The organism is Lentibacillus halophilus, assembly GCF_055395055.1.
In genome coordinates this window covers 252,896-278,430 of sequence record NZ_AP043750.1, presented here as the reverse complement: position 1 = coordinate 278,430, position 25,535 = coordinate 252,896, and the positions used below count along the sequence as shown (strand labels likewise).

Below are 25,535 nucleotides of genomic sequence, written 5' to 3'. Positions count from 1 at the left end.
GACCCAAGATTTTAGACACGAAAAAGGGAGATGTTAAGGTACTTTTATGAAACGTAAAAGCTATACACCTGAATTTAAATCACAAATCGTGTTGGAAATCTTGAAGGAAGAAAAATCCATGAGCCAGATCGCATCAGAGAACGAGGTTCACGTGAATCAGCTGCATAAATGGAAAACACATTTTCTGCAGGAGATGCCACAGGTTTTTGAGAAACAAAATAAGGACAAGGAAAAGATGAAAGCCGATTATGAAAAACAATTAGACAATCTGTATTCCGAAGTCGGGAAATTAACCACGCAGCTGTCGTGGCTCAAAAAAAAATCTGGCATCTACGACGACTAGGCAGGAACGTATGGAAATGGTCGATTGGGCTGATTCAGAACTCTCAATTTCCGATCAGGCCAAGTTGCTGGGCATCAATCGCTCCAGTCTTTACTACAAGCCCGTTCAGCCATCACAGGAGGAGGTGAACTTAAAAAACCGGATTGATAAGATCTACACGAAATATCCCTATTTTGGCTCACGCAAGATCACGCAAATGCTGAAGAGCGAAGGGACAAATATTAACCGCAAAAGGGTTCAGCGCCACATGCACGAAATGGGCATTCAGGCAGTCCATCCGGGCCCCAACCTGAGCAAGCGCAATCTGCAGCACCGGATTTATCCCTACTTGTTGAGAGGTCGTTCAATTACCTACCCCAATCAGGTTTGGAGCATTGACATTACTTATATCCGCCTGCAGAGCAGCTGGATGTACTTAACGGCCATCATCGACTGGTTCTCCCGGTGTATTATCAGCTGGGAGTTGGATCAGACACTGGAAATGGACTTTGTCCTGGAAGCTGTTCAGCGTGCATTCGCAATCGGAACACCAGATATATTTAATAGCGATCAGGGCAGTCATTTCACCAGCTCCAGCTATATCAATCTACTGAAGGAGCACCCATCTATACAAATCAGTATGGATTCTAAGGGACGTGCCCTGGACAATATCCGTATCGAACGATTTTGGCGCAACCTCAAATATGAAGAGGTCTATCTGAAAGACTATGCCACACCGAGGGATGCAAGAAACAATATACGAGAGTATATGAAAACCTATAACCATGAGCGCCCTCATCAGTCATTAAACTATAAAACGCCTGAATCCGTCTATTGTCACTAAGAGTTGATCCTTTCCATCTTTAGGCTATTATCTTTCCCATGTCAGAACCCGTCAAGGGTAAAAGCGCCCCTTGACAGAACCTGACATAGGAAAGACCCCGTTTTCTAAGATGGAAAAGGACGACAAGCATGAACCAACTTTCACCTTATTTTCATAAAATATGTGTCTTGACACTGGGGTCCACCTAACATACAATAATTCAACAAAGGACGCTATTACTGAGTCGAGGGGTGTAAAAAGATGTTGCCAGTTATGCTAATAGGAGCAATTTGTACGTTCGCGTCAGTCTTATCTGCAATTTATGCCATTCGTGCCATTATAAATAAACAGGACAAACAAAACTACTCAATACTTATATTTATTTCAGCTATTTTCGCTGCAATAGCTTATTTTATGTTATTTATATCTCACTAAGTTGGTTGGGTCGCTTTAAGACAATGGGACGCTTTAATCAAATAAAAGTTGGGTATATAGTTTATCGTGAACCCAATGGGTACTTTTGATTTGATGATAAAATAACATCACATTAGGACTTTGATATGCTTCCTGTATTGCGGAATCGGTCATATAACGGAATAAAATTAGAAGGGAGTGTAAGAAGTGAGAGTTGTGTTAGAGCTATTTCGTATTATTCTTATATTTGGATTACTTGGTGCTTTAGGTTGGGCTGTAATCGGTAATATTTATACAGTCAATGAGACAACAGAATCTTATTCGTGGCTTGGGGCATTAGCTATATTGGTTTTGCTTTTTGTTTTGTATAGAAACAAATTTCAATTTTTCGGCTGGTATAAAGGCGGCGGTAAGAAAAAATTACCAAAAACGGTTTCCGTCACACTTATTTCTGTTTCCGTACTACTGATTGTCTCTCCCTTTGTAATGGGGGTTTTGTATAATTAACAAAGAATAGAGGGTGCCAGGCACAAAAACAATTCAGAATTGTGTGGGTGCAAGGCACTCAATCGCCCCTGTCAAATCAGACTGATCCAACCGTTGAAAAGCCGCCAAGTGATCTTCTGCCGCCGTCGTTGATTTCCGTTTGGATTCGTTTGCTTTAAAACGGTACATGCCGGGTTGTGTCCTGCTGCATAGCACGAAAATACGTGTTATTGTTTATTCTTCATGTGAATGGTGCACTGTCAGTATTGACGGCGATAGATAAATAGAAAAATGAATTGAATGACGAGGACGCCGGCGACGATGATAAGTCACATAACGGGTCATAAATTTGGAATATATAGGGATCCATTTTCTGATTATTAAGTCAATAAACATAATATTGTGTTAAAATGAAAACGAGGTGATTGTAATGGTTAGCAACATCGTGTCTGCTATGTTTGTCGTAGTATTTTTCATGTTTGTTAGCTGGAGAAAATATATAAAGCATAAAAACCCGAAAAAGCAGTGGGAAGGAGAACGCCCTAAGTCTAATGAAGAGCTGAGGCAGGACCAGAATAAATACCGAGGTTTCGGACAAATTCCACCAATGTAGGTGGCTGGGTGCTGGGGACTGTCCCCAACGCTACAAACAGTGCCGGAACTATAGGAGACAGACCTCCGTTAATATTAAAAAATATTATTAAAATTATAAAGTTAGGTTTAATTTAGATAATTACGGGAAAACGACATACTACAGAGTTCAATAGTTACTATTGAAATGTCAATCTGTAATTGCAGTATACACTGCTATCTTTACTTAAGAGGGAGGTCTTAGCTTGGCAGGAAATCGTGGCGTTGTTTATAAAGGCAACGGTCAAGTTGAAGTGGAAAGTATTGGATATCCGGATCTGACATTACATGATGGTCCTGGTGTCCCAAAAGCGAACGTTGGCCGTAAATGTGAACACGGCGTGATTATCAAAAACATTCTGACCAACATTTGTGGCAGTGATCAACACATGGTCCGAGGCCGTACAACGGTTGATGAAGGCATGGTACTGGGGCATGAAATTACAGGTGAAATTGTGGAAGTTGGACGTGACGTCGAAAATATGAAAGTAGGCGATATTGTATCCGTCCCCTTTAACGTAGCGTGTGGTAGGTGTAAAAATTGCCGGAAAGGCGAAACGCACATCTGTCTCAACGTTAATCCGGAAAAACCAGGCGGTGCTTATGGCTACGTCGATATGGGCGGCTGGGTTGGCGGCCAGTCCGAATACGTGATGGTTCCTTATGCGGACTTTCAGCTGCTGAAATTTCCGGATAAAGATCAGGCCATGGATAAACTGCTGGATTTGACCATGTTATCAGACATATTTCCAACAGGTTTTCACGGTGCGATTAATGCCGGTGTAACAGTTGGATCGAGTGTTTATGTAGCCGGAGCTGGTCCGGTTGGTCTTGCTGCAGCTCATTCAGCTCAATTACTGGGGGCAGCGGTTGTTATTGTCGGGGATCTTAACGAAGAGCGGCTGAAACAGGCCAGAAGCTTTGGCTGTGAAACCATCAATCTGAAAGAGCATGCCGATGTTGGTGAACAGATCGACCAGATCCTTGGCTCGCCGGAAGTCGATAGTGCTATTGATGCAGTTGGTTTTGAAGCCTACGGGCCTGGTACAGATTATGGTGCCGCACCCGCAACAGTATTAAACACAGCAATGGACGTTGTGGAAGCTGGCGGTTCTTTCAGTGTTCCTGGTATTTATGTTACAGAAGACCCTGGCGCAAAAGATAAGGATGCCCAGTATGGTTCCCTTAAAGTCAATTTTGGACTAGGCTGGTCCAAAGCGCATTCCATTCATACCGGACAAACGCCCGCGATGCGGTATCAGCGGCAGTTAATGAACGCGATTTTGCATGAGAAAGCTGATATTGCGAATGTGGTCAACGCCCAGGTTATTTCCTTGGACGAAGCGCCTCAGGGTTATGCCGATTTTGACAGTGGCGTTGCCAAGAAGTTTGTCATTGATCCGCACGGTGTATTTAAGAAATAAACGCCATATGAATTTACTATAATGATATTATCATTTGAGAAACCGGCAGACATATGCGGGTATATACCCGTGTATTACTGCCGGATTTTCTTACGGGAGCAGTACCAGCGGGGCAACGGGGACAGCCCCCCCACACAATTTCTATCTGCTACTGCCTGGGGACCTATTAGGTATGTTATTTGGCTAATTTTAAAAGGGGTTAAAACTGGAAGAATGAAGACATTATAAAACCTCAATTTATTGAAGGGGGGAGGTAATCAAATGAGTAAGTATATTAAAATTTTTTTCGGGACATTAGTTATCGGTTTTGTTATCTTTTTTATAGGTAATGGATTCTTTAACAGCAGCAACCTTTTAGAGACAACCATTTTATCTATCGGTGCAGTAAATATATGTTTTCTATCTTATTTAATTGCACAAGTTCATTACCTTATAGATTTAGTGAAAAAGTAATCACTAGGATGTTTAACAAACAGTATACGTTCATAAAAATAGAAGAATTACCAGTCTTTATTGCTTTTGACACTAAGGTTGTGGCAATAAAAACGAATAATGATAAAAAGATAATTAAGTTTTTGCAGGAATAAGACGATAGGGAGGTGTAAGTTTGGCGAAATGGAATAAGATGGTTCCGGTTTCAATTTTCATTATCGCAGCGTTAGTATTCTTTTTCTTTATCTCTGGATATAGATTTACAGCATTGAATGCTGCAAAAGCTAATAGTGAAGTGACGAAGGACTACCAATTAGTCGATCAATATAAAATGGATTCATCGGCTGTTTTTTTATTTAAAAGTGACAGTGATGAAATGTATCGAACGGTTTTGTCTGACACATCAGGGTTGTTACATCGAAGTAATTCTTCCACATACATTCCTTACAGAAACGAGTCTCTTGTAACCGTTGGGGGTATGAGTGTATCCGATGATGATCAAGATCCATTTACGTTTTTAAGCGTAAAATCAAATGATGCCCATATCGACTATATAATAGCAGGATCAGGAACCAATCGCGTGAGGAAAGAAATTAAAAAGGGAGAGCGTATTTTTTTCCTGTTCCCTTTCAGCAAACAAATAGATAAGCTTAATGCCAGGGCATTTAGTGACAAAGGAAAAAAGATTTATTATTATGGCTATCCTAAAAATACATCAGCATTTATAGACGACGATCTAAAATGGCACAAGGTAAATGATTCTTAATATAACACCTGATTGCAGTTTTACTTTATCTTCAAAACTTCAAAAATAAAATGAATAAATCGGAGTGATATTAGATGAAGCAACATATGCGCGGCATGATTATTCTTCTTGTTTGTAGTTTTATTTTTGTATCATGCAGTAATGAAAAAGAAACGGGTAGCAGTGCTGAGAATCAAACAGAGAAAACAGACAATCAAGGTAGTGAAGTTACGGAGGAAAAAGCAGAAGATATTTCTTTTGGAGAAAAGAAGGATTTAGGTGAAAAAGAAAATGTAGATAGTATTTTCGCCTTTTTAGATCAATTAAAACTACCGAATATGACACTAGATAGTGAAGAGGATTTTAACTACCTGTTTAGTAAATCATTTATTTCGACGAAAGATGAACCAATGTATCTTCTTCATTTAACTTATAATGACGGAGCTTCCAATGACCTTTTGGCAGAAACACACCTATATATATCTAATAACACAAAGAGGATAGATTATGGTGACGTTTATGACAAAGAGACTGAGACACTGTCAAGCGGAACAGAAGTAACAATAGGAAAGTATGATACAGAATTTATTACAACCTTGTTTGAAGAAGATGGTATTTATTATCGTTTTGAAGTTGTATCAGAAGATAGAGAAGCTGTTAAGGAATATCTAATAGGCATTATGGAGGAAATGGAAAAGAAAAATGATCTATATGAGAAGATGCATACTGAACTAGAAAATACAGTGAACGAATACTTTATTATGCCTAACTATTTTGCGAATAATTTAAATTTAGAGAGTATGAACATGGCTGATGAAGCAATAAGTTTCAGATATGAGGAGGATTTTATTACGGATAATGATGAAGAAGTAGACTCCCAACTTATTTATTTCACATCAAATGAATCGGATCCTGCTTTTGAAAATTTTCATGATGAAGATATTAGCGAAGACATTGAATTACCAAGTGGTCGAAAAGCGAAAAAGATTGTGGAAGAAGATAGAGAAAATAGCATCTATTTAGAAGAAAATGATGTGCATATTAAATTTACTGGTAGGCGTATTGAAAGACCACTCGATAATGAGGGTGCAGATGAATTGATTAAAATAATAGATAGTATGGAAGTTGACTAGAAGATAGGGTAGGATCTTTTAGGCTATGGGGACAGTCCCCGCCCTTAAAATAAATGAAATGTGTACAAATATTGATTTCGTGGTATAATAAACATAGAAAAGATATAAGTGCATACACTAATAAAGACCGCCCATGAAATACATGGAACGGTCATAATAGACTGAACCCCAACAAGAGGGGTTGGCAGCTTAGGAAAATAATCCCTCACGTACTGTCCAAGGCGCATGAGGGGTTATTTTTTATGGTTTTTGTCAGACATAATAAACGCCACCAACATCCCAAAGGATATCATCAGCGTCAGTGCACTAACAATGTCCATTGGCAAGCACCTCCCTCCCTGGGAAGTCTCCCAACGAAGACTCACGGCAGGTCGACAGTGCCACCAAACCCCTCATGCGAAGCCAGTCTATTATATTTTAATATAACATATTGCTATTAATTATACTGTAATGAATGAAGAACGGAAGATAGAGGGATTATTATTAGTTACAAGTTTTATAAATGGATTATGATAATTGACATAGTTGCTATTGGTATACTGCGATTCTTGGCTGGGGCATTCTTTGAATACACAGTAATTAGACAATGGCGCGCCTCTTGAAGTAATACAAAGCCTTCTCGGTCATGAAAAGAGTGAAACAACAAGGATTTATGCCCATCTCAGTGAGACATGATTTATATAGCAGGTATTTTTATTATTAATTCGAATTTGTTTTAAAGAAAATTAAAACATATCTTGCCAGAACATTTATGTCGGCGCGGGTATAGGTTATAATAAGAGTATAGATTAATGGAGGTGCATGATATGTCTACTCCTGTTTTGGAGTATTTGGAATGAAGCCGGATTGTTAAAGCCATCTGTGGCACGAACTTCAAAAATTATTTCTGTGCATGGATCTGAATTAAAACGCCAGATAGGTGCATTACATAAGCATGATCTTGAACGTGTACTTCATATGTGCAGGAATTTATTTTAGCAATGTAGTATTCCTCTGCTCTATTCCTTTATCGGGCGCGATTCTTTAATAAGGATTATGCCGTTAAAGGGCCATTATGTGGAATAACAGGTTTGGGGCACTGGGGACAGCGTATAATGGCAAATAAGTCAAGGCGCCAATTTACTTAAAAAAGAACAAACTGAACTAAAACTCTCAAAACCATTTTTTGACAAGTTCAACTAACACAGAACCTTATGTTAGAGCCCCTCTAGGACGTGAAAAGGTGGATCTTGCTTTTTCATCCAACAGAGGATACCGACTAGTAAATTCAAATTAATGTTTTACGTATTATTCGTACTTGAAGGACAAGATCCATAGTGCTGTCCCGCGAGGTCATAAGCCTCAGTCCCCTTGTACAATGTGATCTAACGTCCTAGAGGAGCCCTACTTTTTTACCGGTTGTCTAACTTATAATGTCATTCATGGGTACTCTTGAATCGTCTTTTGCTCATCCTAAGCACCTTGTGTACGCTTGATTTTTAGGCAGATGGTTGCTCGGCTAAAACAAATCGATCATAGAATTCTTTGACATTAGCTATACGCAGCTTCTTTTTAAGTTCATGATATAATACATAATTATTATGCTGTGCTTGATACAGGGTCTGCTTACGAATCATCGCAAACGCCAGTCGTATGGTTCGATTTCCTAATGCAATGTAAGCTTGATTGACGTGTTTACCGCGTTCTTTAAGCTTTTGATAATGGTTATTCATGGCAGGGTTATTATGGGCAACAGATTTTCCAACTTGGTACGTAACATCTCTAAACGTTTTTCTTCCTTGTTTCGAAACACCGTGATAGGAGGCTTTGTGCCATCCTGATTGTTTTACAATGGGATTTGTGCCGGCCATTTTAATTAATTGCCCCGCATGTTCATAATCTGATAGATCCCCCATTTCCGCAGCTAGTTCTGCTCCAGTGACAAGCCCAATGCCAGTGATACTAAGAAGTACGGCACTTTCAGTTTGTATAAATGAATCTTCTATTTTACCTTCCAGGTTGCTGATCTGCTGGTCTAATAAATCTAGTTGATCCAAGTTCTGGCTGAGCAGAAATATCTCTGTTTCAACTGCCTGTTTGGGCTGTGAGATAGAATTTTCCGCCAGTTTTAATAGAATATCAATAGAATTTTCCCGTATTTTTAAATTTTCCCTTATGGAAATGTCGCGCAACCCCTCGGCACCTAACGTAAGAATATCAGACGGATGAGGGTAATAACGCATGATATAACGGGATGCTTTCCCAAAGAATTGAGAGAATGGTTTCATGTATGTTCGCTTGCCTTCAACCCAAATGTTCTTCCCTTGCATCTCACGAAATATTTGATCCATATGAGAACGAATAAGATTTTGCAGAGCTGTTCGTTCTTTTACCAAAGAGCGCCGTGCACGAGTAAGCTTTTGTAGCTGTTGACCATTTCCCGAAGGCCATTCTCCAAATGTTCCTTTGCCATTTATAATGGTTTGGACTATCACCATTAAATCCAGGTTATCTGTCTTGGACCAATTCAAAAGTCCTTGTCTTTCTTGTGCCGTTGTGGCTGCATTAAGAATGCGTACCTGATAACCTTCCTGATGGCAACGCCTGACTACATCTTCATAATAATGCCCCGTTGTCTCAATGCCGACCACAATTTCTTTAATATCCTCATGCTTCTCCTGTTGAATAAATGATTTTAGCGACTCAAAGCCCGTTTCCGATGCATCAAATTCAAAAGGCTTAACCAGCACATCTCCATAAAAATTACATATCATCGCTTTATGCGTATATTTAGCTGCATCAATTGCAACAATCAACATATGATCTATACCTGTTTCCTTAATAAAACCTGCCCATCTACTTCCATTTTTACCTTTGATATGATTAAATAATGAATATACCATCATTTTCGTCTCCTTTGTGGAATAGTAATTGGAAGTTCTGTGCTAGGTTCTTCTATTTTACTAGAAAATGGTGGTCTTTTTTAATAACGTGCATCGTTTATTTTCCATACTAGTCCCCGCCCTTCAAGGAGATAGTGTATGGAAATAGTAAAGGAATATTTGATTCAAATTCAATGGAATGGACCTTATACTTTTGAAGATCTTTCTTCTTTACAGAACGAAGAAACAGATTATGGAATTTATCAGATTTATGGTAAACACATTGTCTATGGTGAAAATGCCTTATTATATATAGGGCAGTCTAATCAACAAACATTTGGAACTAGAATCAAGCAACACTCATACTGGTTTGAAGATGACTTTTCCATCTATGTTGGGAGATTGAGTGGTTCACATACTTCAACAGATGATATTTGGGCTGATGATGAAATTAATTTGGCGGAAAGTTTATTAATCAATGTTCATACTCCAGCATATAATACCATGAATACTAACACTATTAATTATTCAAAACTAGAACATGTACATATTCTAAATCTGGGACAGTACAAGAATCTCCTCCCAGAATTATCTGGTATTAAATGGATAACCAAACTATACCATCCGGATGATATTTATAGATACATATGGGAAGATAAATAAAAACAATTGATTTTTTTATGAGGCACTGGGGACAGTCCCCACCCTTTAACCGTAAGAATTAGGAGCATTCCTGTAATGAAAAAGAGATATATAATACTGTCGATTATCACATTAGCTATTTTAATTGTCCCGATATTTATAACAACAAATTATTTTTTCAATCCAATAACCTTTGAAAATGATGCAATAACTAATCGGTCTTGGTGGCATTATAAAAAACCTATAACAATTGAATTTAACAATCAACAAACAAATGAAAAGCATAAGTTTACTGACCAAGAAGACGTTACATTTATATTTAAGAAATTAAAAAATTCTCCTAAAGCCAATGTGGATGACAATTATATCGCTCCAATTGGAGAGGAAGGTAAAAATTTCACACCGATTGCAAAGATAAAAATTAGAAGTAACCAAAAAAATTTAGGTGTATTTTTTGTTTATACACAAAAAGTATTTAAAGTATCAGGGAGAGAAGGACCACCTGAATACTACAGAATCACATCTGATCTGTGGAATTTCCTTAATAAAGGGTAAGGTAACATTGTTGGTATTCAATCATCTATATGCTTTCTAGGGCAGGTTGCGAAATAAAATCATATTGACATTTAAATAAAAGTTACAACATTGGAGAGTTAATCAATGAAAAAGATTTTTTTCTTAATAATTTTGACCGTCGGTGTCTTACTAGGAGCTTGTACCAATGATGATACTCATTCAGACCCGGGTCAAGACCCTCACTCACCATTGCAGTATGGTACTATTGGAAGTCTTGATAGTGAAAAAGGGGTAGTGATTGCTATTGGTACGAAAGGTTCCGAAAAAATAAAAATAGATGATGTATCCGTTAATAATGATAAACAGCCAAAGACAGTTAAAATGCAAGTCAGTGATCCGAGGAAAGGATTTATTATAACAGATACATTTGACAAAAAAATTAAATCAAAATATGGCGTTAAAAATGTAAAAGAAGTTACACTTCAACCACATACGTCGCCACAAAAGCAATTGGAACGATCTAACAAAGATCATTCCAATGAAAACATTGTTTCTTATGGATTAAGCGTCGTGCATGACAAACCCATCCATAAGGTAATGATAGATTATCGTTATTCAGAGGAATCGTTTGAAAAAACAATCCAGATTAAAGAAATGCCAATTCGGGAAAAGTGAAAAAATCATCGGGCACTGGGGACTGTCCCCACCCTTTGTAAAAAACTTCTTTTAACTTCTCGGGCAAGTGATATAATGGAAACATGCAATAATCGCGTTTTCCTCAAGGGAGGTCGGCGCATTCCTGTCGGTTGTAGTGCTTTACGATACGCTATAACGGAAGGGGGTGTTGCCCATGTCTGTTTTTGAGACACTGGTTCTAATGATCGCTTTCGCAACACTCGTTTTAACGGTTACAGACCAGAAAAAATAGACCTCCCTGAGTTTAGCAGCCGGGTGAGGTCTATTCCTTGTTCGCGCTGACCCCTCTTGAAGGGTAGCGATTCATTGCTGACCGAAGATATTATCGTATCTTCAGTCTTTATTAGTTTATGCTTTTTTCTTGTCTCTATGTTTATTATAACACGAAAAAACGGTTTGCAAACAAAAAATATGATTGTTTTTGTTAGCTTTTTCAGGTACTAGGGACAGTCCCCACCCTTCAAAAGATGTTGAAGGACTAAAGAAGTGAAAATAAATTAACGTGCACAAATATTGATTTCGTGGTATAATGAACATAGAAAAATTATAAGTGCATACACTAATAAAGACCGCCCATGCTGTTACATGGAGCGGCCAATAGACCGAACCCCAACAAGAGGGGCTAGGCAGCACAAGGAAAAATAATCCCTCGGCGCGCAGCGAACGCATGTGAGGGGTTATTTTTTATGGTTTTTGTCAGACATAATAAACGCCACCAACATCCCGAAGGATATCATCAGCGTCAGTGCACTAACAATGTCCATTGGTAAGCACCTCCCTCCCTGGGAAGTCTCCCAACGAAGACTAACGGCAGGTCGACAGTGCCACCAAACCCCTCATGCGAAGCCAGTCTATTATATTTTAATATAACATATTGCTATCATTTATACTGTAATGAATGAAGAACTTTTTGGTTCTCTATTAATTTATTGACAAGGAATATAAAATCATTGTTCAATAAATGGATACGTTTGGCTTACGAGCCGTTATCTAACTATACGCAATCGGGCGCTAATCAGGAATAAAGATTCGCGCCAATGCTGCATTAAAGGCCATATTATTGAAGGTCGTTGGAGTAGGAGGTTATGTAGTGCTAGTCTTAATTGTCGGAGTTATATGTGCTTTCTTATCAGTATTATCAGCCATTTATGCCATTCGTGCTATTATTGATGAACAGTATAAACATAACTTCTCAATACTTGTTTTTCTTTCTGCCATATTTGCGGCAGGAGCCTATCTTATTTCACTTATTACCAATTAATTTTATCTTAACGGGGGCTTATCCTTAAGGTTATTTTAGACGAGGCGATGAAATGGATTGGTCATTTTGGATCGCAATAATTATTTCATTAGCAGTGTTAAATACTATGCCATTAACGGACCAGATTGGTGAAGTTTCATAACTATTAGAGGGGGGATATTATGTCTGTGATGGGTTGGATAGCAATTATTTCGGTATTATTAACTATTTCTAGTTTTTATTTTGCTCTATCCTTTATTGAGAGTCTACATAAAAATGATGAGAGAATTACTAAGCAATCAAAAACAGCTGCTATTATTTGTTTAGGGATAGCTTTAATATTACCAGTTATATTTAGCTTTTTATAAACACTAACTATACTACAAAAGGGCGCGGTAATCTAATAAAAACCGTGCCATATTACATACAAGGGCCAGATAATTGAAAAACAAGTTAACTGTTTTATAAATAGAAATGCCTTCCTGCTTTGTCATATACACAAAACGGGAAGGATTTTTTTGATGTTTTTGAAAGAAAGGTTAAGAAGTATAGTTTAAAACAATATTTATTTATTGATTTACAATAAAAATACTGATAAAATTTAGATAATCGGAAAAGGTGGGTTGTATTATGAAGTGGAAAACAACATTTTTAAAGGCGGCGGTCTTTTTCATTGGCATCATTGTTCTGGTTTTGTGTATATTTTTAGTGCCTTGGATGGCAGAGGAAATGGCAAAAGACTACCCTAAGTATGCTTATTTAAAATTGCCAGTTCTTTTGGGTGTATATCTGACAATGATCCCCTTTTTTCTGGCACTGTATCAGTCCGTCAAATTGTTGAGCTATATTGAGAAGAAAATTCCCTTCACGAAAAGTACTGTAGCCGCTTTAAGGCATATCAAGTATTATGGAATTGTAATTATGGTTTGTGATGTATCGGGGTTGTTGTTCCTTTTCTCACAGGACGCTGTACAACCAGGAGTTTTTCTTTTAGGTTTTGCGATTATTTTTGGATCTATTGTGATTTCAGTTTTTGCTGCTATTCTACAGGAACTAATAAGAAGTGCATTGGCAATAAAAGAAGAAAATGATCTGACGGTCTGAGGTGAGGAGATGGCAATTATAATCAATATTGATGTGATGTTAGCCAAAAGAAAAATGAGTGTAACCGAACTTTCGGAGAGAGTGGGAATCACAATGGCTAATCTTTCGATTCTGAAAAACAGCAAGGCTAAAGCCATTAGATTATCAACCTTAGATGCAATATGTACAGCATTGGAATGTCAACCTGGTGATATTCTGGAACATAGAGATGACTAAGGACAATTTGAATTGATATTTGTACGTTAAGTAAGATTATCAGAAAACAATTTTGGTACTCGTTCCAGAAACGGGCGCTTCGTATTATGAGGTCAATCGGAATTTATTTTCCGGTTGATCATTTTAATGGTTTAATAGAGGTAGCCGGAGGAGAACGCACGGGCGCGTGGGACTTGAATTGATCCCGTCCGCAAAAATGTTCGCCCTCTACTTACAGAAACATGGGTGAGGCTGGTTGGGACATCTTCAGATGATCTCGTATAACAAGCGAAGATATGACACTGTAGGGGAGTTAGAGGCTGCCGGTAAATATATGATAGGGGAAGTGATTAATAGATGAATCCTGTCATTGGGCTGGATGTAGCGAAAGAAGAAAGCCAGGTCCAAGCTTATTTACGGAAAAAGAAGCCCTACAAAAAGAGCTTCAAGTTTAAGCATAATACCCAAGGATTAGAAAGGCTATCTGCTTTTTATCGGGAGGTTGAGCAAGCAAGTGGAACCTATCCGACAATCATCCTGGAGTCAACAGGACATTATCTTTCCCGAATATAAAAAAGTATTTGGATCGATTTATTCCAATGTTTCATTGCATATGCTTCTGGATTTCCCAACACCGGGATCCGTATTAAGTGTAGGCATTGAAAAATTGGCGGAATCCATTAAATCTTACTGCCATACGAGATCCTATTCATGGGCATTAAACAAGGCAACACGATTACATGAAGCAGCTTTAATGGATCCTTTCCAAGAAGCGCTTTATCATAGTCCGATTATTAGCCTGAAAATGTACATCAAACTGTTATTTGAATATCAAGAGCACCTTTCCGTCTTGAAACACGAGATAGATGATCAGGCAAAAAAATTGGACGACTATCATTTAATTCAATCCATTCCGGGTGTTGGAGACAAAATTGCCGCCACAATATTGTCTGAGATCGGTGAGATTGAACGATTTTGTCATCCGAAGAAATTAGCTGCATTTTCTGGGGTTGATCCCAGAGTCCATGAGTCAGGGAAATTTAAAGCAACGCAAAATCGTATGACTAAACGCGGCTCAAGCAAGCTTCGTCAAGCTTTATATACCGCTGTACTATGTGGATTGCGCAAATCACGTAATACCAAACTTATCGCTTATTATCAAAGCAAGCGAGAAGAAGGGAAACCACATAAAGTCGTGATGGGAGCTTGCATGAATAAACTGATTCATTGGATTTTTTACATGCTTAAACGAAAAGAAGCATTTGTAGAAACATAAAAAAACAAATAACCCACCCATAGCCTAGCAAGCATTAGGGTGTGGTTATTTTTTCTGCATCTATGCAAGCTGCCTTCCCTTAAAGGCTATTGCACTAAACCGTTTGGTGTGACCGCACCAGACAGTTCGTTCGTATTTAGAAGTGATTTGTTTAGTCTTGTCCCGGCCCCCTTTTTGTCGACTTTTCTAGGATAAAAGTGAATCACCCTTTTACGGTTACGGAGCGGTTACTTCTTTTAATTCAGTAAACGACAATGGCTACAATTAATGACAGCATCGCGATTAGAGTATAGCTGCAACATTGGGTTAACGTTTAACAAACTTGCTGTAAATAAGCGCAAACATAAAGATCACGGTCGTGCAGCCAACTAACATGACTACTAACATAAATAATCCGATACCTGCCCAGGCATTATAAAAAGCTGCTGTAGCAAAGGAACTTAAGAATACGATTCCGGTCAGTATCGCACTTAGTATGGCTGGAAAGTATGTTTTATTGGATGCAGAATGGTAATATACGGTTAACAAGCTGAACAATAGTACATAGAGACCTGACATTGTTATCGCGTTTACTAATTTATCAGCAATAGCTCCTGGCTGAATGTCGTTGCTGGATTCAGGTAGATCCAGTTCTACGGGGGTTGCATCCTCGCCATCATAAGAGATAGTCATGATCTGGTAGGCTGACGGTTCACTAGGCCAGTTGGTTTCCGCGAGAAAAGCAATTCGGGTTTTATCATTATCATGAAAAAAGGATGGGGATGTAACAGATGCGTTGTAGTCTGTCAGTCTTTTTGAATCCCCGTTAGAAATATCCATTAAAAAGAGCTCATACTGAAAGGTACCGTTCTCTGATTTATCTGCTACAGCCGTATAAGCTAATCGATTCTCGTCAGGTGAAAGAACAGGATGATAGATACCGTCTGACGTGTGTTCTTGCAAAAATAGGCTTTCTGTTCCATTATCTATGTTATAAGAGAATAGCTGCTGTTTCCCATCGTGAAAGGCGGTATAATAAAGGGTCGTTCCATCATCAGAAATGGAAAGTTCGGTCATAGCAAAAGCATCTTTATCTGTCAGTTTTTGAGGTTGACTGCCATTTATATTTACCGAATATAAATCTGCTCCATTCTCCTGTTCTCCCTCAGGTTTTAGAAAATCGTCAGAGGGCATGGCGACGTAATACACCTTACTGCCATCAGGAGAAATGGCGGCACTGAACACATGGGTAGCCGCTTTTGTAAGCTGTATGGTTTTATCCTTATCTAGGTCAGGTCTGTAATACATTGTTTGAACCCCGTCACTATTGGAAGCTACATATAACAAACCTTCGCCGTCTGGTGAGAACAGTGGCTTGCGATGATCTTCTTCTTCTGGATCTGTTATTCTCTCTACATTCTTACTTTCTATATCCCCTTTGTAAATGGCTTCATTTCCGTTCATATAGTATGAAAAAGCTAGGGTTGTATCGTCCGGTGAGATAGAAATAGAATCGCCTAATCCAGTGTAGTACTCATATGGATCGTTTTCATTCATAATGCTGTATACGACAGAAGCAATGAAAAGGAAAGCAACAATGCCGGTGATACTTAACAGAATGCGATTGTTTTTCAAAGGATCCCCTCCCCCTTCTTTCTGGGTAATATTTTACAGGAAAACAAGGGAGGAAAGGAAGGTAGGTGGCTGTTAGATTGATGAAAAAGTGGAATGATTGTAAGCTGCCCTTATATCAAGTATAATTTCACAGTTACATGATTATTGAAAGAATAGGGGAATATAAATGACGGTGCAACCTTATAATAAAACATTAATGGCTGCTCTGCTGCTCGCGGGTGCATTTATTGCGATTTTAAATCAGACGCTTATGATAACAGCTATTCCTCCAATTATGGATGAAATGAATATTTCAGCGAATACAGCTCAATGGCTAACTACTGTCTTTATGCTTGTCAACGGGGTCATGATTCCCATCACTGCATTTTTGATTGAACGGTTTACAACACGTCAGCTGTTTATGACGGCAATGAGTGTATTCGCTGTCGGAACAGTTGCAGGAGGGACTGCCCCAAATTTCGGCTTATTGTTAGTAGGAAGAATTATTCAATCAGCTGGAGCAGGGATTATGCTGCCACTCATGCAGACGGTTTTCCTGTTAATTTTCCCTTTCAATAAACGAGGAGCAGCGATGGGCTACATCGGGCTCGTTATCTCTTTTGCGCCAGCTATTGGCCCGACTTTATCCGGCTGGGTGACGTCTCATTATTCGTGGAGATTTTTATTTTTACTTATTTTACCTTTAGCTATTTTACTTATCTTTATTGCTTATTTCATATTAAGGAATGTCACAGAACTTACGTATCCAAAACTTGATATTCCATCGATTATCTTATCTTCTGTCGGCTTTGGCGGACTTTTGTTTGGCTTCTCAAGTGCCGGCAACTATGGATGGGATAGCGGAAGGACTATTGCTATTCTCGCAGTTGGAGCGCTAAGTTTGGCCGTCTTTATATTGCGGCAATTGCGCATGCGGCATCCGATGTTGGAATTCAGGGTGTTTAAATACAAAATATTTACTATTGGAACAGTAATTGGCATGATTACATTCCTTGGTTTGATTGGATCGGAAACCTTAATCCCGCTTTATATGCAGAACATGAGAGATTTCACAGCGATGGAATCCGGGCTCGTTCTTCTTCCCGGCGCTATTATTTCTGGATTAATGTCTCCGATTACAGGGCGGATTTTTGACCGAATTGGAGCTCGCTTGTTGGCACTTGTTGGTTTGCTTATTATGACTGGCGCAACCTTGGTCTTTGGCTTCCTGGGCACAACAACGACGTTATCGTTCCTGATTATCGCTTATGCTGTTCGCATGTTCGGGTTTTCGATGGTAATGATGCCGGTGACGACAGCCAGTTTGAATCAATTGCCACAAAAATTGATTCCACATGGTACGGCTATGAATAATACGATGCGGCAAATCGCAGCATCTGTTGGGACCGCGATCCTCGTAACGATTATGACAATGACGGCACAAAACGCCCAGCAAACCCCGTCGATCTCAAATCCTGACATTTATGGCGTAAACGTTGCTTTTCTAGTGATTGCTGTTTTATCGATTATTGGGATTATCTTATCTATTTTTGTTAAACGAACCTATCCACCTAGTGATGAAGCATATGAAGCTGTGGAAACCGAATATGGAAAGAACAAAGAGGGAAATATGTGAAGTTATAGAGCTGGCTCAAAAAGTCCGGTAAAAATGACGCTTCAAACCAAAGCAGCGGATGGCTAGGAATCATAAGGATCCTACCCCTATTTGCGACAAACGAACCTATCCGTTCCTACACGGAGATAATTTCAAACGCTTACCTATTGCTGACATTTGTCCAATAAATGCATGCAGGAATTGGGTTATTATAAACCTTTAAGAGTTTTAATGGGGGAGGGTAGTAATGACAAATAAAAAGGGGCTTTACTACCTTTCAGTCTGCCCTTTGGAACATTGGCGGTTAACGGGCTTTCCCGTCTAATAAATCATTATACATCAATAGAAGGCTCTATACCCGTACTCTAAAATAATCAGGCGCTTTTGTTGAAGAATGACTTTATTTAACAATGTGTTGCCAATGTGATGGGAGTTCTTCGGTTTTTAAGTGGTCAAATTTTGTGAGTTCCACTTTTGAACTGTTAATTTTAAAAGTCATTTTGTCCGCTCCAACTGAAATATGTGGACCGACTACAGGAATAACCTTAAGTGTTATTGTGAACCTAAAACCTCGGAAATGATTTCTTTCCGTATTCTTAACATAAACCATGTAGGGATAAACATCTGGACTTTCAGTAAGTATGGATGTATACGTTTTATTTATCCGTTTTTGAACACGGGGAAGAAGCATTGAAATAACGATGTCGTGGTACAGTAGCGCCTGTGACGGTTCATCAGTATTTATGTCTTCTGCCAAAGAACTAAAAGGTTGTAATGTCATTGAAATTCCAAGTGTTAAACAAATGGCAATAATGGTTTTTTTCATTTCGTCGTTCGTTCCTTTCACATGTTTTAAATTTAGGATGTCCCTCTCAGAAAAGTTTATGTGTGGAAGAATAATGCTTCCGGAAATGGGCGCGTTGAGGTTCTGGGGACAGTCCCCACCCTTTAAAAATGTTTATAATAAATTTAATATTTTCCATTTATTCTAAAGTGCCAAACCTTTTATGTTAAAATAAGTGTTAGATACTATGCCATTAACGGGCCAGTTAATTGAATAACACTTAGGAATTAAAGGGAGAGAAGGCACTGGGGACAGTCCCCCCTTTCTAGAAAAATGGACGCTTTCCAAGAATTCAATCGATTCGGGAAGAGTTACTACAAGCTAATACTATTATACGAAGTGGAAGTTCATTTTTGAATTTCGAGATCATTCCCACTCAGTTTTTCCGTTAATCCGTTTATTTTTTAAAGGGCATTGATATTAAAGGCGTGTGTAACAAACGAGCGCGCTATTCGAATAAGTGCGTCCTTCTGAATAGGGTAAAATTGCTGTAACGTTTATTGAATTAACGTACAGGGAAGTGGAGGTAACTAGGAGGAATTTAATTGAGTAGCAAAGATTCCAAAAAGAAAAGGTCAGAAAATCCTATTGTTTCATTTTTTAATTATATTACCGATGGTTGCTTATTATTTGGGTGTCTAACTCCAATCATTTTTATAGCAGTACCAAGCACCATTTGGATTGTCTGGTAACATAAGTTTTCTCTAATAGAATTAACACCCAATCGTGAAGAACAGGACCAGTTAATGGAATAATTTGTGAAAAGGTGATTGAATGGACTTCCATACTATCCTGCTTATTATACATATCATTGCGGGTAGTTTTTGCTTATTGACAGGAGCCGTCAATTTTTCGGTCAAGAAAGAAAAAGGTTATCATACGAGGATTGGAGAATGGTATCATAGCGGCTACTTTGTCGTTTTCATAACCTCTGTTGGAATGGCGATCATTAATTGGTCAGAAAGCGCCTATCTATTCTACATTGCCATTTTTTCTTATGGTTTAGCTCTTTTTGGATATCTGGCAAGAAAGATGCGTTGGAGAGGTTGGTTGCCGATGCATATAGGGGGAATGGCGGGATCCTATATTGGGATTGTTACGGCGGTTTTGGTCGTTAATGGTGCGGATATTCCATTGATCAATCATATTCCTTCCCTCTTGTTATGGTTTATCCCTACGATTATTGGCACTCCTATTATTTCTATGGTGAATAAGCGTTACAGCACTTATGTAGAATAAAAAAGGATCGGATAGTAACACAATATATATCGGATATCTAATCGGTTATAATAAATTCAAACAGATTTGTTTTTGTCGTGTGATGATAACTATGGAGGTAAAAACCATGTCAAAATTGATGAAGGCTGCAAAACTGCTGAACCATCCTAAAGTGAAAAAAGCGGTTAAAGAAAAAGGTGTACCGATCATCAAAAAAGAAATGGCAAAGAGGAAGAATCGATTGAAGTAAATTGTCGTAGATTTCGTTCACCATGTTTTACCGAAAAAACGTTTCATTCTAAAGCTGGGAGGAAAGGGTTGGTATTTCAGGGAAGAATGCTGTTCTGTCATAACTGTGCCCGCTATTACTTTGACCTTAGTTTTTTTCGTATTATTTCCTTTTATAAGTCAATAATACGGACAAACACATGTTACGTAATGAAAGGAGTGCCTCGATTGAGTCAGCAGGAGATGAAAGAGACTGTGGAGAACATTATAGATGACAATGCTGTTGGCACGATGGCGACAGTTAAACAGAACAAGCCGCATTCAAGATATATGACCTTTGTTCGAAAGGATTTAAAACTGTATACCGCAACCAGCTCGGAAACGCATAAAGCTGAGGAAATAAAAGAAAACCCATACACCCACATCTTGTTGGGCTATGAAGGCGAAGGATTTGGCGATGAATATGTGGAATATGAAGGAAAAGCTGATATAAACAACTCGTCTGATTTGAAAAATGAATTGTGGAATTCTTATATGGAAAATTGGTTTAATGGGCCGGATGATCCGAATTACATCGTACTGGAAATATCACCGATCAGCATAAGAATCATGAACAAAACAGGTGCTGAACCAAAAGTATTGGAACTTTAACAGGAACCGTGGAGCTTTTATGATACGATATTTTGAAATGACCCATGGTTTCATCGGCATAAGTGGAGCAAGGCATTCGCTTAAAGGAAAGCGAATGCCAAGTTATCCAGGGCATTACAGGGTGATTCCCTTTTTCGTCAAGGTTTTTAATGCATTTCTGCAACTATTTCTGATTGTGTTCCGGTTCTCCTCCGTCTTCAAACAGCATTCGCCACTAAGCTTGCCAAACTAGTAACCTATTGTCGCACGTATAAATAACGTCAATGTCAGGCAATCTGGAACAGAAAGGGTGACAGCATGCCGGGGATGAAAGACGACATTATTTTAAGAGGCCTTAAAGACAATAATCTCAAAAATATAGATTTAAATATATCAAAAGGAACGATTAATGTATTAACGGGTGTTTCAGGATCGGGAAAGAGTTCGGTCGCTTTCGACACGTTGGCAACAGAAAGCAGACGGCAAATGACTCTGAACTATCCACACTATGTCAGGTATCAAATGCCGCGATACGAAAGGCCCCATGCCGATCTGATGCAGAACTTAAGTCCGGTTGTCGTCGTAGAACAACGGCCTGCAGGCGGTCATTCCCGTTCAACCGTCGGTACCTATATGGATATCGATCCATTAATCAGGCTATTGTTTTCACGAATAGGCGATCCCCCGATCGGAAAGGCGACGGACTTTTCGAGTGAGAGTTCTTTTGGCAGCTGTCCGGAGTGTAGTGGCTTTGGACGCGTGATTGCACCGGATCCTGATAAATTGCTCGATCATAATAAATCACTCCGGGACTATGCTGTGCAATTTAAACCCTTATCGCCCGCAGGATGGCAAGGATGGTGGATGGTGACCGGCGGATTATTTGATCCGGATAAACCGATAAAGGACTATTCCGAGGATGACTACCGCTTATTCGTGTATGGTCCCCCGGAAGGTGAACGTGTTTTTGCCCCGTTTCACACGAAAAAGGGCCCCCAGGATCATGAGTGGGACGGGCTATTGCCAAGATTCAAGCGTTTGTATATCAATCGTGATGTCACAAAGCTAAAACAAGTGTCCCAGGATGATGTTTTGGCGGTATCCACACATTTTCTGTGTCCAACGTGCGACGGCTCAGGGCTCCATCCAGACGTGCTGGAATGCAAAATAAATGGATTAAATATCTTGGAATATGGCCAGTTAGAAATGACAGAAACATTGAATGAGCTGGAAAAGATACCGGATACACTGGGTGCGTCTATCGCACGGCAGATCATACCACATATTAAACAACTTCTTAACATGGGACTGGGGTATCTGAGTTTATCAAGAAAAATGGGGACATTGTCCGGCGGAGAAGCTCAAAGGGTCAAAATTGCCCGCCATTTAGGGAGCAGTCTGAACAATATGACGTACATTTTCGATGAACCCACCGCAGGCCTTCACCCAGAAGAAGTGGATATGTTAATCCAAATGCTAAAAGGCATCAAACATGACCATAATACTGTCGTCGTCATCGAACACGACTTATCCGTCATTAAAGCAGCAGATGAGATCATAGAAATGGGGCCGGGACCAGGCGCTGACGGAGGAGACGTTGTTTTTCAAGGACCATCAACAGCCCTCAACGATTCTCCCGCTGCCACAACCTTGGACCACCATGGAAACATAAATGACCATCCGAGAGATATCCACAGTTGGTTTACCATAGAGCAAGCCAATCACAACAATTTAAAAAATGTCAGCGTCAGCATCCCTGAACATGGCCTTGTCACTGTTTGTGGAGTTTCCGGATCAGGCAAGAGTTCGTTGATACTGGAAGCTTTTCCTGAAAATTATCCGGAAACCATAATGGTGAGCCAAGCCCCCATAGGCATTTCAAGCCGTTCGACACTGGCGACATATATGGGAATCATGGACAACATTCGATCTATATTTGCGAAAAAGACAGGACAGCCGGCTGGTCTGTTCAGCTTTAACTCTTTGGGAGCATGTCCCGTCTGCAACGGAAAAGGTGTCACTACACCGGATGTAGCCTTTGCAGATCCGGTAAGCATTCGGTGTGAGGCATGTGGCGGTACGCGCTATTCAGATGAGGCGCTGTCTTATCGCTATAAGGGTAAAAATATAGTGGAGATTTTGGAATTAACGATCGATGAAACGTTGAACTATTTTGAGATGCCAAAGATTATAAACCAAGCGGATACACTAAAAGACGTCGGGTTGGGGTATTTAACATTGGGACAGACGACAAGCTCGCTCAGTGGTGGAGAAGTTCAGCGTCTCAAACTCGCCAGCCACTTAAAAAAAGAAGGACAAATCTATTTGTTGGACGAGCCATCCCTGGGGCTGCACGCGAAAGATAACGCAACCCTTCTGGATGTGTTTCAAACCCTTGTCGACAAAGGCAATTCCGTTGTGATCGTTGAACATAACCTGGATTTTATAGCAGCGAGCGACTGGGTGATCGAATTGGGACCAGGAGGCGGAAAAAATGGCGGGCATGTCCTATTTGAAGGAACGCCCCAAGAAATGTTGAAAGCCGAAACCATAACAGCAAAATGGCTTAAAGCAGATGTTTTGTAACGGATGATGTTAGCCTGACAAGATCGATGTGACAAAATGAGTTTATGATCATAAAGGAGCATTCGAATGTCGCGAAAAATTTTTTATTCTGGGTTAGTTCAATTGGAAAAATCGGTTCCAACAAATTTACAAGCATTTGCTGATTATGACGCGGATGGCGTTGAATTGTTTTTGGATGGACCGCAATGGAATAATAAACAAGCAGGCTTTTCTTCTGTGAAGGAACACTTGAATCAGTATCCTTTTACATACAGTGTGCACGGTCCGATGTTCGATTTGAACCTTGCCAGTGAGAATGCAGCTGTCAGACAAACCTCATTAAATGAACTAAAGCAAGCGATTGAAATCGCAGCAGACATACAAGCGCATCATGTGATTATTGATCCGGGTGTTTGCCTCTATCGTATTTTTGATAAACACAAAGCACAAATGCGGGCCATCGAAGCCATTATGGAATTGCAGCAGCATGCCAAAAAATATGGGCAGCCGATTGCCATTGAAAATACCGGGCATAATGGCACAGAGCTTTTTGACCAGGAGGCGTTTTGCAATCTGTTGGACCATTTCCCTGACAACGACATGCTTGGACTCGTTTTGGATACAGGGCATGCCCATTTGAATCACTGGAATATCCCTGAAGTGATCCATAACGCAAAAGATCATCTGCTCGCGATCCACTTGAACGATAACGACGCCGTGACAGATAACCATTTAGCTATTGGCGACGGTACTATTGACTGGAAACCTGTTTTTCAAGCCCTTCAACATGTGCCGGACAAGTGCCGGTTCATTTTGGAATATAACATGATTATGCCTTATCGCAAGCTTCGGGAAGGAAGGGAATTATTGCGGGAATATGTGTAGCATGTCGTATTACGTCACAGATACCTGTCGCTTCAAATCAATAGCACTAGAGACAACAAATAAAATAGCATATAAATAACAGTGCTAATGATTGTCATGGTTAATTATGCAGCCAGCAAAGGGTATACAAAATTTTTATCAGGACTGGTGGATTTCCGAAAGAAGAGCGTGTTGGCGTTCAAACGGATCCCAATAAGCAAAATAGTTTTGGAAAAGAAACGACGTTAGGGTCCTCCATTGATGTCCTGGCGTTTCATATGGCGCTGATATTGGGTGGCAGTGGTCTTGCATACGCTCTTCTTGAACTGGTTACATATTTCAATGTCCCTTTCATTTCGAATGTGCCTATTTGGGCGTACAGAATCTGTTGAAATCGCGCGGGCTCTGGTCGATAAACTCGAGATCTGGTTGATATTACTCGCAATCCGGTCGATAAAATCAAAATCTGGTTGAAATCGTGCACGATCCGGTCGATAAAATCAAAATCTGGTTGAAATCGTGCACGATCCGGTCGATAAATTCAAAATCCGGTTGAAACCGCGCGCGGTCCGGTTGATAAAATCAAAATCTGGTCGAAATCGCGCGCTCAGGCACTGGGGACCGCCCCCCTATCGTTCAAATAATGACGACAGCCCCCTGCCAGTGACCTTTATGTCGTGATGCGGTTGGTGCCACCTTAGTAGTCGCAGAATTCGAACACTGCCATGTCCACAATGTCCCGGTTATCGATGTTTAAAACTTTCTTTTTTCCAGCACATTATGATTTTTGTCCAAAATTTTGACCATGCTTGGACGGTTGTCTTGTGCCATTTGTTCAGCTGCTGCGATGGCATCATCTTTTAATTCATATTCTTCTTCAGGGGCAACGTCTTCCAATTTAACAAACCACGTCATGACTTCATTGCTTGGTGCAACACTATACATATTCATTATTAACAAATCTCCTTTAATACAACGTTCTAGTGTGATCATTTCACGTTAATGGTTATCTGAAACATAGCAACAGATGGACAGATCT

At 39.6% G+C, this 25,535-nt stretch carries 25 protein-coding genes and 2 pseudogenes; 22 read left to right on the top strand and 5 right to left on the bottom strand.

Features of this window, described 5'->3' with window-relative positions:
- Window positions 1–46: 46 nt before the first annotated feature.
- Together ACZ5Q7_RS01255 and ACZ5Q7_RS01250 are read left to right on the top strand one after the other, a co-directional pair.
- Window positions 47–1,166, top strand: a protein-coding gene (locus ACZ5Q7_RS01255) for an IS3 family transposase (RefSeq protein WP_464432998.1) whose coding sequence is annotated in 2 segments (ribosomal slippage) — window positions 47–313 and window positions 315–1,166 — 1,119 coding nt in all. Because the reading frame shifts where the segments join, the coding sequence is not laid out codon by codon here.
- A gap of 600 nt (window positions 1,167–1,766) precedes the next feature.
- Window positions 1,767–2,066 carry a hypothetical protein gene (locus ACZ5Q7_RS01250; protein WP_343751316.1) on the top strand — a complete coding sequence of 100 codons (300 nt, stop codon included), beginning with the start codon at window positions 1,767–1,769 and terminating at the stop codon, window positions 2,064–2,066.
- 33 nt (window positions 2,067–2,099) lie between these two features.
- On the opposite strand, the gene ACZ5Q7_RS01245 is transcribed toward ACZ5Q7_RS01250, so the two are convergent.
- On the bottom strand, window positions 2,100–2,234 hold the full coding sequence (locus ACZ5Q7_RS01245) for a hypothetical protein (RefSeq protein WP_343751318.1): 135 nt from the start codon (window positions 2,232–2,234) through the stop codon (window positions 2,100–2,102).
- 647 nt (window positions 2,235–2,881) lie between these two features.
- On the opposite strand from ACZ5Q7_RS01245, the gene fdhA reads away from it, so the two are divergent.
- The 5 genes and pseudogenes from fdhA to ACZ5Q7_RS01220 form a co-directional block, all read left to right on the top strand.
- A complete protein-coding gene (gene fdhA, locus ACZ5Q7_RS01240; protein WP_343751315.1) occupies window positions 2,882–4,099 on the top strand; it encodes a formaldehyde dehydrogenase, glutathione-independent in 1,218 nt (405 codons plus the stop codon).
- 261 nt (window positions 4,100–4,360) lie between these two features.
- Window positions 4,361–4,552, top strand: coding sequence for a hypothetical protein (locus ACZ5Q7_RS01235; RefSeq protein WP_343751314.1), 192 nt, complete (start codon window positions 4,361–4,363; stop codon window positions 4,550–4,552).
- 154 nt (window positions 4,553–4,706) lie between these two features.
- Complete coding sequence (locus ACZ5Q7_RS01230; RefSeq protein ID WP_343751312.1) at window positions 4,707–5,297, top strand: hypothetical protein; 591 nt, start codon at window positions 4,707–4,709, stop codon at window positions 5,295–5,297.
- A gap of 74 nt (window positions 5,298–5,371) precedes the next feature.
- A complete protein-coding gene (locus tag ACZ5Q7_RS01225) occupies window positions 5,372–6,409 on the top strand; it encodes a hypothetical protein (RefSeq protein ID WP_343751311.1) in 1,038 nt (345 codons plus the stop codon).
- Window positions 6,410–6,988: 579 nt separating this feature from the next.
- A pseudogene (locus tag ACZ5Q7_RS01220) lies at window positions 6,989–7,112 on the top strand (tyrosine-type recombinase/integrase); the annotation flags it as partial.
- 775 nt (window positions 7,113–7,887) lie between these two features.
- On the opposite strand, the gene ACZ5Q7_RS01215 reads toward ACZ5Q7_RS01220, so the two are convergent.
- Window positions 7,888–9,294, bottom strand: a complete 1,407-nt coding sequence (locus ACZ5Q7_RS01215; protein ID WP_464432995.1) for an IS110 family RNA-guided transposase — start codon at window positions 9,292–9,294, stop codon at window positions 7,888–7,890.
- A gap of 135 nt (window positions 9,295–9,429) precedes the next feature.
- On the opposite strand from ACZ5Q7_RS01215, the gene ACZ5Q7_RS01210 reads away from it, so the two are divergent.
- From ACZ5Q7_RS01210 to ACZ5Q7_RS01170, 9 genes and pseudogenes are all read left to right on the top strand, one after another.
- The gene (locus ACZ5Q7_RS01210; protein ID WP_343752434.1) at window positions 9,430–9,933 is read left to right on the top strand and encodes a hypothetical protein; all 504 of its coding nucleotides are present in this window, start codon (window positions 9,430–9,432) and stop codon (window positions 9,931–9,933) included.
- Between the two features lie 75 nt (window positions 9,934–10,008).
- Window positions 10,009–10,467 carry a hypothetical protein gene (locus ACZ5Q7_RS01205; RefSeq protein WP_343752435.1) on the top strand — a complete coding sequence of 153 codons (459 nt, stop codon included), beginning with the start codon at window positions 10,009–10,011 and terminating at the stop codon, window positions 10,465–10,467.
- Window positions 10,468–10,572: 105 nt separating this feature from the next.
- On the top strand, window positions 10,573–11,103 hold the full coding sequence (locus tag ACZ5Q7_RS01200) for a hypothetical protein (protein ID WP_343752436.1): 531 nt from the start codon (window positions 10,573–10,575) through the stop codon (window positions 11,101–11,103).
- Window positions 11,104–11,278: 175 nt separating this feature from the next.
- Complete coding sequence (locus tag ACZ5Q7_RS01195) at window positions 11,279–11,356, top strand: putative holin-like toxin (protein WP_425542366.1); 78 nt, start codon at window positions 11,279–11,281, stop codon at window positions 11,354–11,356.
- Window positions 11,357–12,214: 858 nt separating this feature from the next.
- Complete coding sequence (locus ACZ5Q7_RS01190; RefSeq protein ID WP_343752437.1) at window positions 12,215–12,385, top strand: hypothetical protein; 171 nt, start codon at window positions 12,215–12,217, stop codon at window positions 12,383–12,385.
- A gap of 161 nt (window positions 12,386–12,546) precedes the next feature.
- Window positions 12,547–12,732, top strand: a complete 186-nt coding sequence (locus ACZ5Q7_RS01185) for a hypothetical protein (protein WP_343752438.1) — start codon at window positions 12,547–12,549, stop codon at window positions 12,730–12,732.
- Window positions 12,733–12,994: 262 nt separating this feature from the next.
- Window positions 12,995–13,468 carry a DUF2975 domain-containing protein gene (locus tag ACZ5Q7_RS01180; protein WP_343752439.1) on the top strand — a complete coding sequence of 158 codons (474 nt, stop codon included), beginning with the start codon at window positions 12,995–12,997 and terminating at the stop codon, window positions 13,466–13,468.
- A 9-nt stretch (window positions 13,469–13,477) separates the two neighbouring features.
- A complete protein-coding gene (locus ACZ5Q7_RS01175) occupies window positions 13,478–13,684 on the top strand; it encodes a helix-turn-helix domain-containing protein (RefSeq protein WP_343752440.1) in 207 nt (68 codons plus the stop codon).
- Between the two features lie 336 nt (window positions 13,685–14,020).
- Window positions 14,021–14,939, top strand: a pseudogene (locus tag ACZ5Q7_RS01170) (IS110 family transposase).
- Window positions 14,940–15,245: 306 nt separating this feature from the next.
- Here the strand turns inward: ACZ5Q7_RS01170 and ACZ5Q7_RS01165 are convergent.
- The gene (locus ACZ5Q7_RS01165; RefSeq protein ID WP_343752441.1) at window positions 15,246–16,553 is read right to left on the bottom strand and encodes a TolB family protein; all 1,308 of its coding nucleotides are present in this window, start codon (window positions 16,551–16,553) and stop codon (window positions 15,246–15,248) included.
- Between the two features lie 166 nt (window positions 16,554–16,719).
- Here ACZ5Q7_RS01165 and ACZ5Q7_RS01160 point away from each other — a divergent pair, with 166 nt between their 5' ends.
- Window positions 16,720–18,168, top strand: coding sequence for a DHA2 family efflux MFS transporter permease subunit (locus tag ACZ5Q7_RS01160; protein ID WP_343752442.1), 1,449 nt, complete (start codon window positions 16,720–16,722; stop codon window positions 18,166–18,168).
- 379 nt (window positions 18,169–18,547) lie between these two features.
- On the opposite strand, the gene ACZ5Q7_RS01155 is transcribed toward ACZ5Q7_RS01160, so the two are convergent.
- Window positions 18,548–18,973, bottom strand: coding sequence for a DUF3888 domain-containing protein (locus ACZ5Q7_RS01155; RefSeq protein WP_343752443.1), 426 nt, complete (start codon window positions 18,971–18,973; stop codon window positions 18,548–18,550).
- Between the two features lie 792 nt (window positions 18,974–19,765).
- Between ACZ5Q7_RS01155 and ACZ5Q7_RS01150 the strand changes: the two genes are divergently transcribed.
- The 5 genes from ACZ5Q7_RS01150 to ACZ5Q7_RS01130 all read left to right on the top strand — a co-directional run bounded on the left by ACZ5Q7_RS01150 (window position 19,766) and on the right by ACZ5Q7_RS01130 (window position 24,517).
- A complete protein-coding gene (locus ACZ5Q7_RS01150) occupies window positions 19,766–20,230 on the top strand; it encodes a DUF2306 domain-containing protein (protein ID WP_343752444.1) in 465 nt (154 codons plus the stop codon).
- Window positions 20,231–20,336: 106 nt separating this feature from the next.
- Window positions 20,337–20,459: a hypothetical protein gene (locus ACZ5Q7_RS01145; protein WP_343752445.1), complete on the top strand. Its 123-nt coding sequence runs from the start codon at window positions 20,337–20,339 to the stop codon at window positions 20,457–20,459.
- Window positions 20,460–20,665: 206 nt separating this feature from the next.
- A complete protein-coding gene (locus ACZ5Q7_RS01140; protein ID WP_343752446.1) occupies window positions 20,666–21,088 on the top strand; it encodes a pyridoxamine 5'-phosphate oxidase family protein in 423 nt (140 codons plus the stop codon).
- Between the two features lie 297 nt (window positions 21,089–21,385).
- Window positions 21,386–23,653 carry an ATP-binding cassette domain-containing protein gene (locus ACZ5Q7_RS01135; protein WP_343752447.1) on the top strand — a complete coding sequence of 756 codons (2,268 nt, stop codon included), beginning with the start codon at window positions 21,386–21,388 and terminating at the stop codon, window positions 23,651–23,653.
- Between the two features lie 66 nt (window positions 23,654–23,719).
- Window positions 23,720–24,517 carry a sugar phosphate isomerase/epimerase family protein gene (locus tag ACZ5Q7_RS01130; protein WP_343752448.1) on the top strand — a complete coding sequence of 266 codons (798 nt, stop codon included), beginning with the start codon at window positions 23,720–23,722 and terminating at the stop codon, window positions 24,515–24,517.
- Window positions 24,518–25,249: 732 nt separating this feature from the next.
- Here the strand turns inward: ACZ5Q7_RS01130 and ACZ5Q7_RS01125 are convergent.
- On the bottom strand, window positions 25,250–25,447 hold the full coding sequence (locus ACZ5Q7_RS01125; RefSeq protein ID WP_343752449.1) for a DUF2188 domain-containing protein: 198 nt from the start codon (window positions 25,445–25,447) through the stop codon (window positions 25,250–25,252).
- Between the last annotated feature and the right edge of the window lie 88 nt (window positions 25,448–25,535).

What these genes read in the sequence shown, in the direction of transcription:
- ACZ5Q7_RS01245 (WP_343751318.1), bottom strand. Translation starts at nt 2,234, where the DNA reads ATGTACCGTTTTAAAGCAAACGAATCCAAACGGAAATCAACGACGGCG.
- ACZ5Q7_RS01235 (WP_343751314.1), top strand. Translation starts at nt 4,361, where the DNA reads ATGAGTAAGTATATTAAAATTTTTTTCGGGACATTAGTTATCGGTTTT.
- ACZ5Q7_RS01225 (WP_343751311.1), top strand. Translation starts at nt 5,372, where the DNA reads ATGAAGCAACATATGCGCGGCATGATTATTCTTCTTGTTTGTAGTTTT.
- ACZ5Q7_RS01215 (WP_464432995.1), bottom strand. Translation starts at nt 9,294, where the DNA reads ATGATGGTATATTCATTATTTAATCATATCAAAGGTAAAAATGGAAGT.
- ACZ5Q7_RS01210 (WP_343752434.1), top strand. Translation starts at nt 9,430, where the DNA reads ATGGAAATAGTAAAGGAATATTTGATTCAAATTCAATGGAATGGACCT.
- ACZ5Q7_RS01205 (WP_343752435.1), top strand. Translation starts at nt 10,009, where the DNA reads ATGAAAAAGAGATATATAATACTGTCGATTATCACATTAGCTATTTTA.
- ACZ5Q7_RS01200 (WP_343752436.1), top strand. Translation starts at nt 10,573, where the DNA reads ATGAAAAAGATTTTTTTCTTAATAATTTTGACCGTCGGTGTCTTACTA.
- ACZ5Q7_RS01195 (WP_425542366.1), top strand. Translation starts at nt 11,279, where the DNA reads ATGTCTGTTTTTGAGACACTGGTTCTAATGATCGCTTTCGCAACACTC.
- ACZ5Q7_RS01185 (WP_343752438.1), top strand. Translation starts at nt 12,547, where the DNA reads ATGTCTGTGATGGGTTGGATAGCAATTATTTCGGTATTATTAACTATT.
- ACZ5Q7_RS01180 (WP_343752439.1), top strand. Translation starts at nt 12,995, where the DNA reads ATGAAGTGGAAAACAACATTTTTAAAGGCGGCGGTCTTTTTCATTGGC.
- ACZ5Q7_RS01175 (WP_343752440.1), top strand. Translation starts at nt 13,478, where the DNA reads ATGGCAATTATAATCAATATTGATGTGATGTTAGCCAAAAGAAAAATG.
- ACZ5Q7_RS01160 (WP_343752442.1), top strand. Translation starts at nt 16,720, where the DNA reads ATGACGGTGCAACCTTATAATAAAACATTAATGGCTGCTCTGCTGCTC.
- ACZ5Q7_RS01155 (WP_343752443.1), bottom strand. Translation starts at nt 18,973, where the DNA reads ATGAAAAAAACCATTATTGCCATTTGTTTAACACTTGGAATTTCAATG.
- ACZ5Q7_RS01150 (WP_343752444.1), top strand. Translation starts at nt 19,766, where the DNA reads ATGGACTTCCATACTATCCTGCTTATTATACATATCATTGCGGGTAGT.
- ACZ5Q7_RS01145 (WP_343752445.1), top strand. Translation starts at nt 20,337, where the DNA reads ATGTCAAAATTGATGAAGGCTGCAAAACTGCTGAACCATCCTAAAGTG.
- ACZ5Q7_RS01135 (WP_343752447.1), top strand. Translation starts at nt 21,386, where the DNA reads ATGCCGGGGATGAAAGACGACATTATTTTAAGAGGCCTTAAAGACAAT.
- ACZ5Q7_RS01130 (WP_343752448.1), top strand. Translation starts at nt 23,720, where the DNA reads ATGTCGCGAAAAATTTTTTATTCTGGGTTAGTTCAATTGGAAAAATCG.
- ACZ5Q7_RS01125 (WP_343752449.1), bottom strand. Translation starts at nt 25,447, where the DNA reads ATGAATATGTATAGTGTTGCACCAAGCAATGAAGTCATGACGTGGTTT.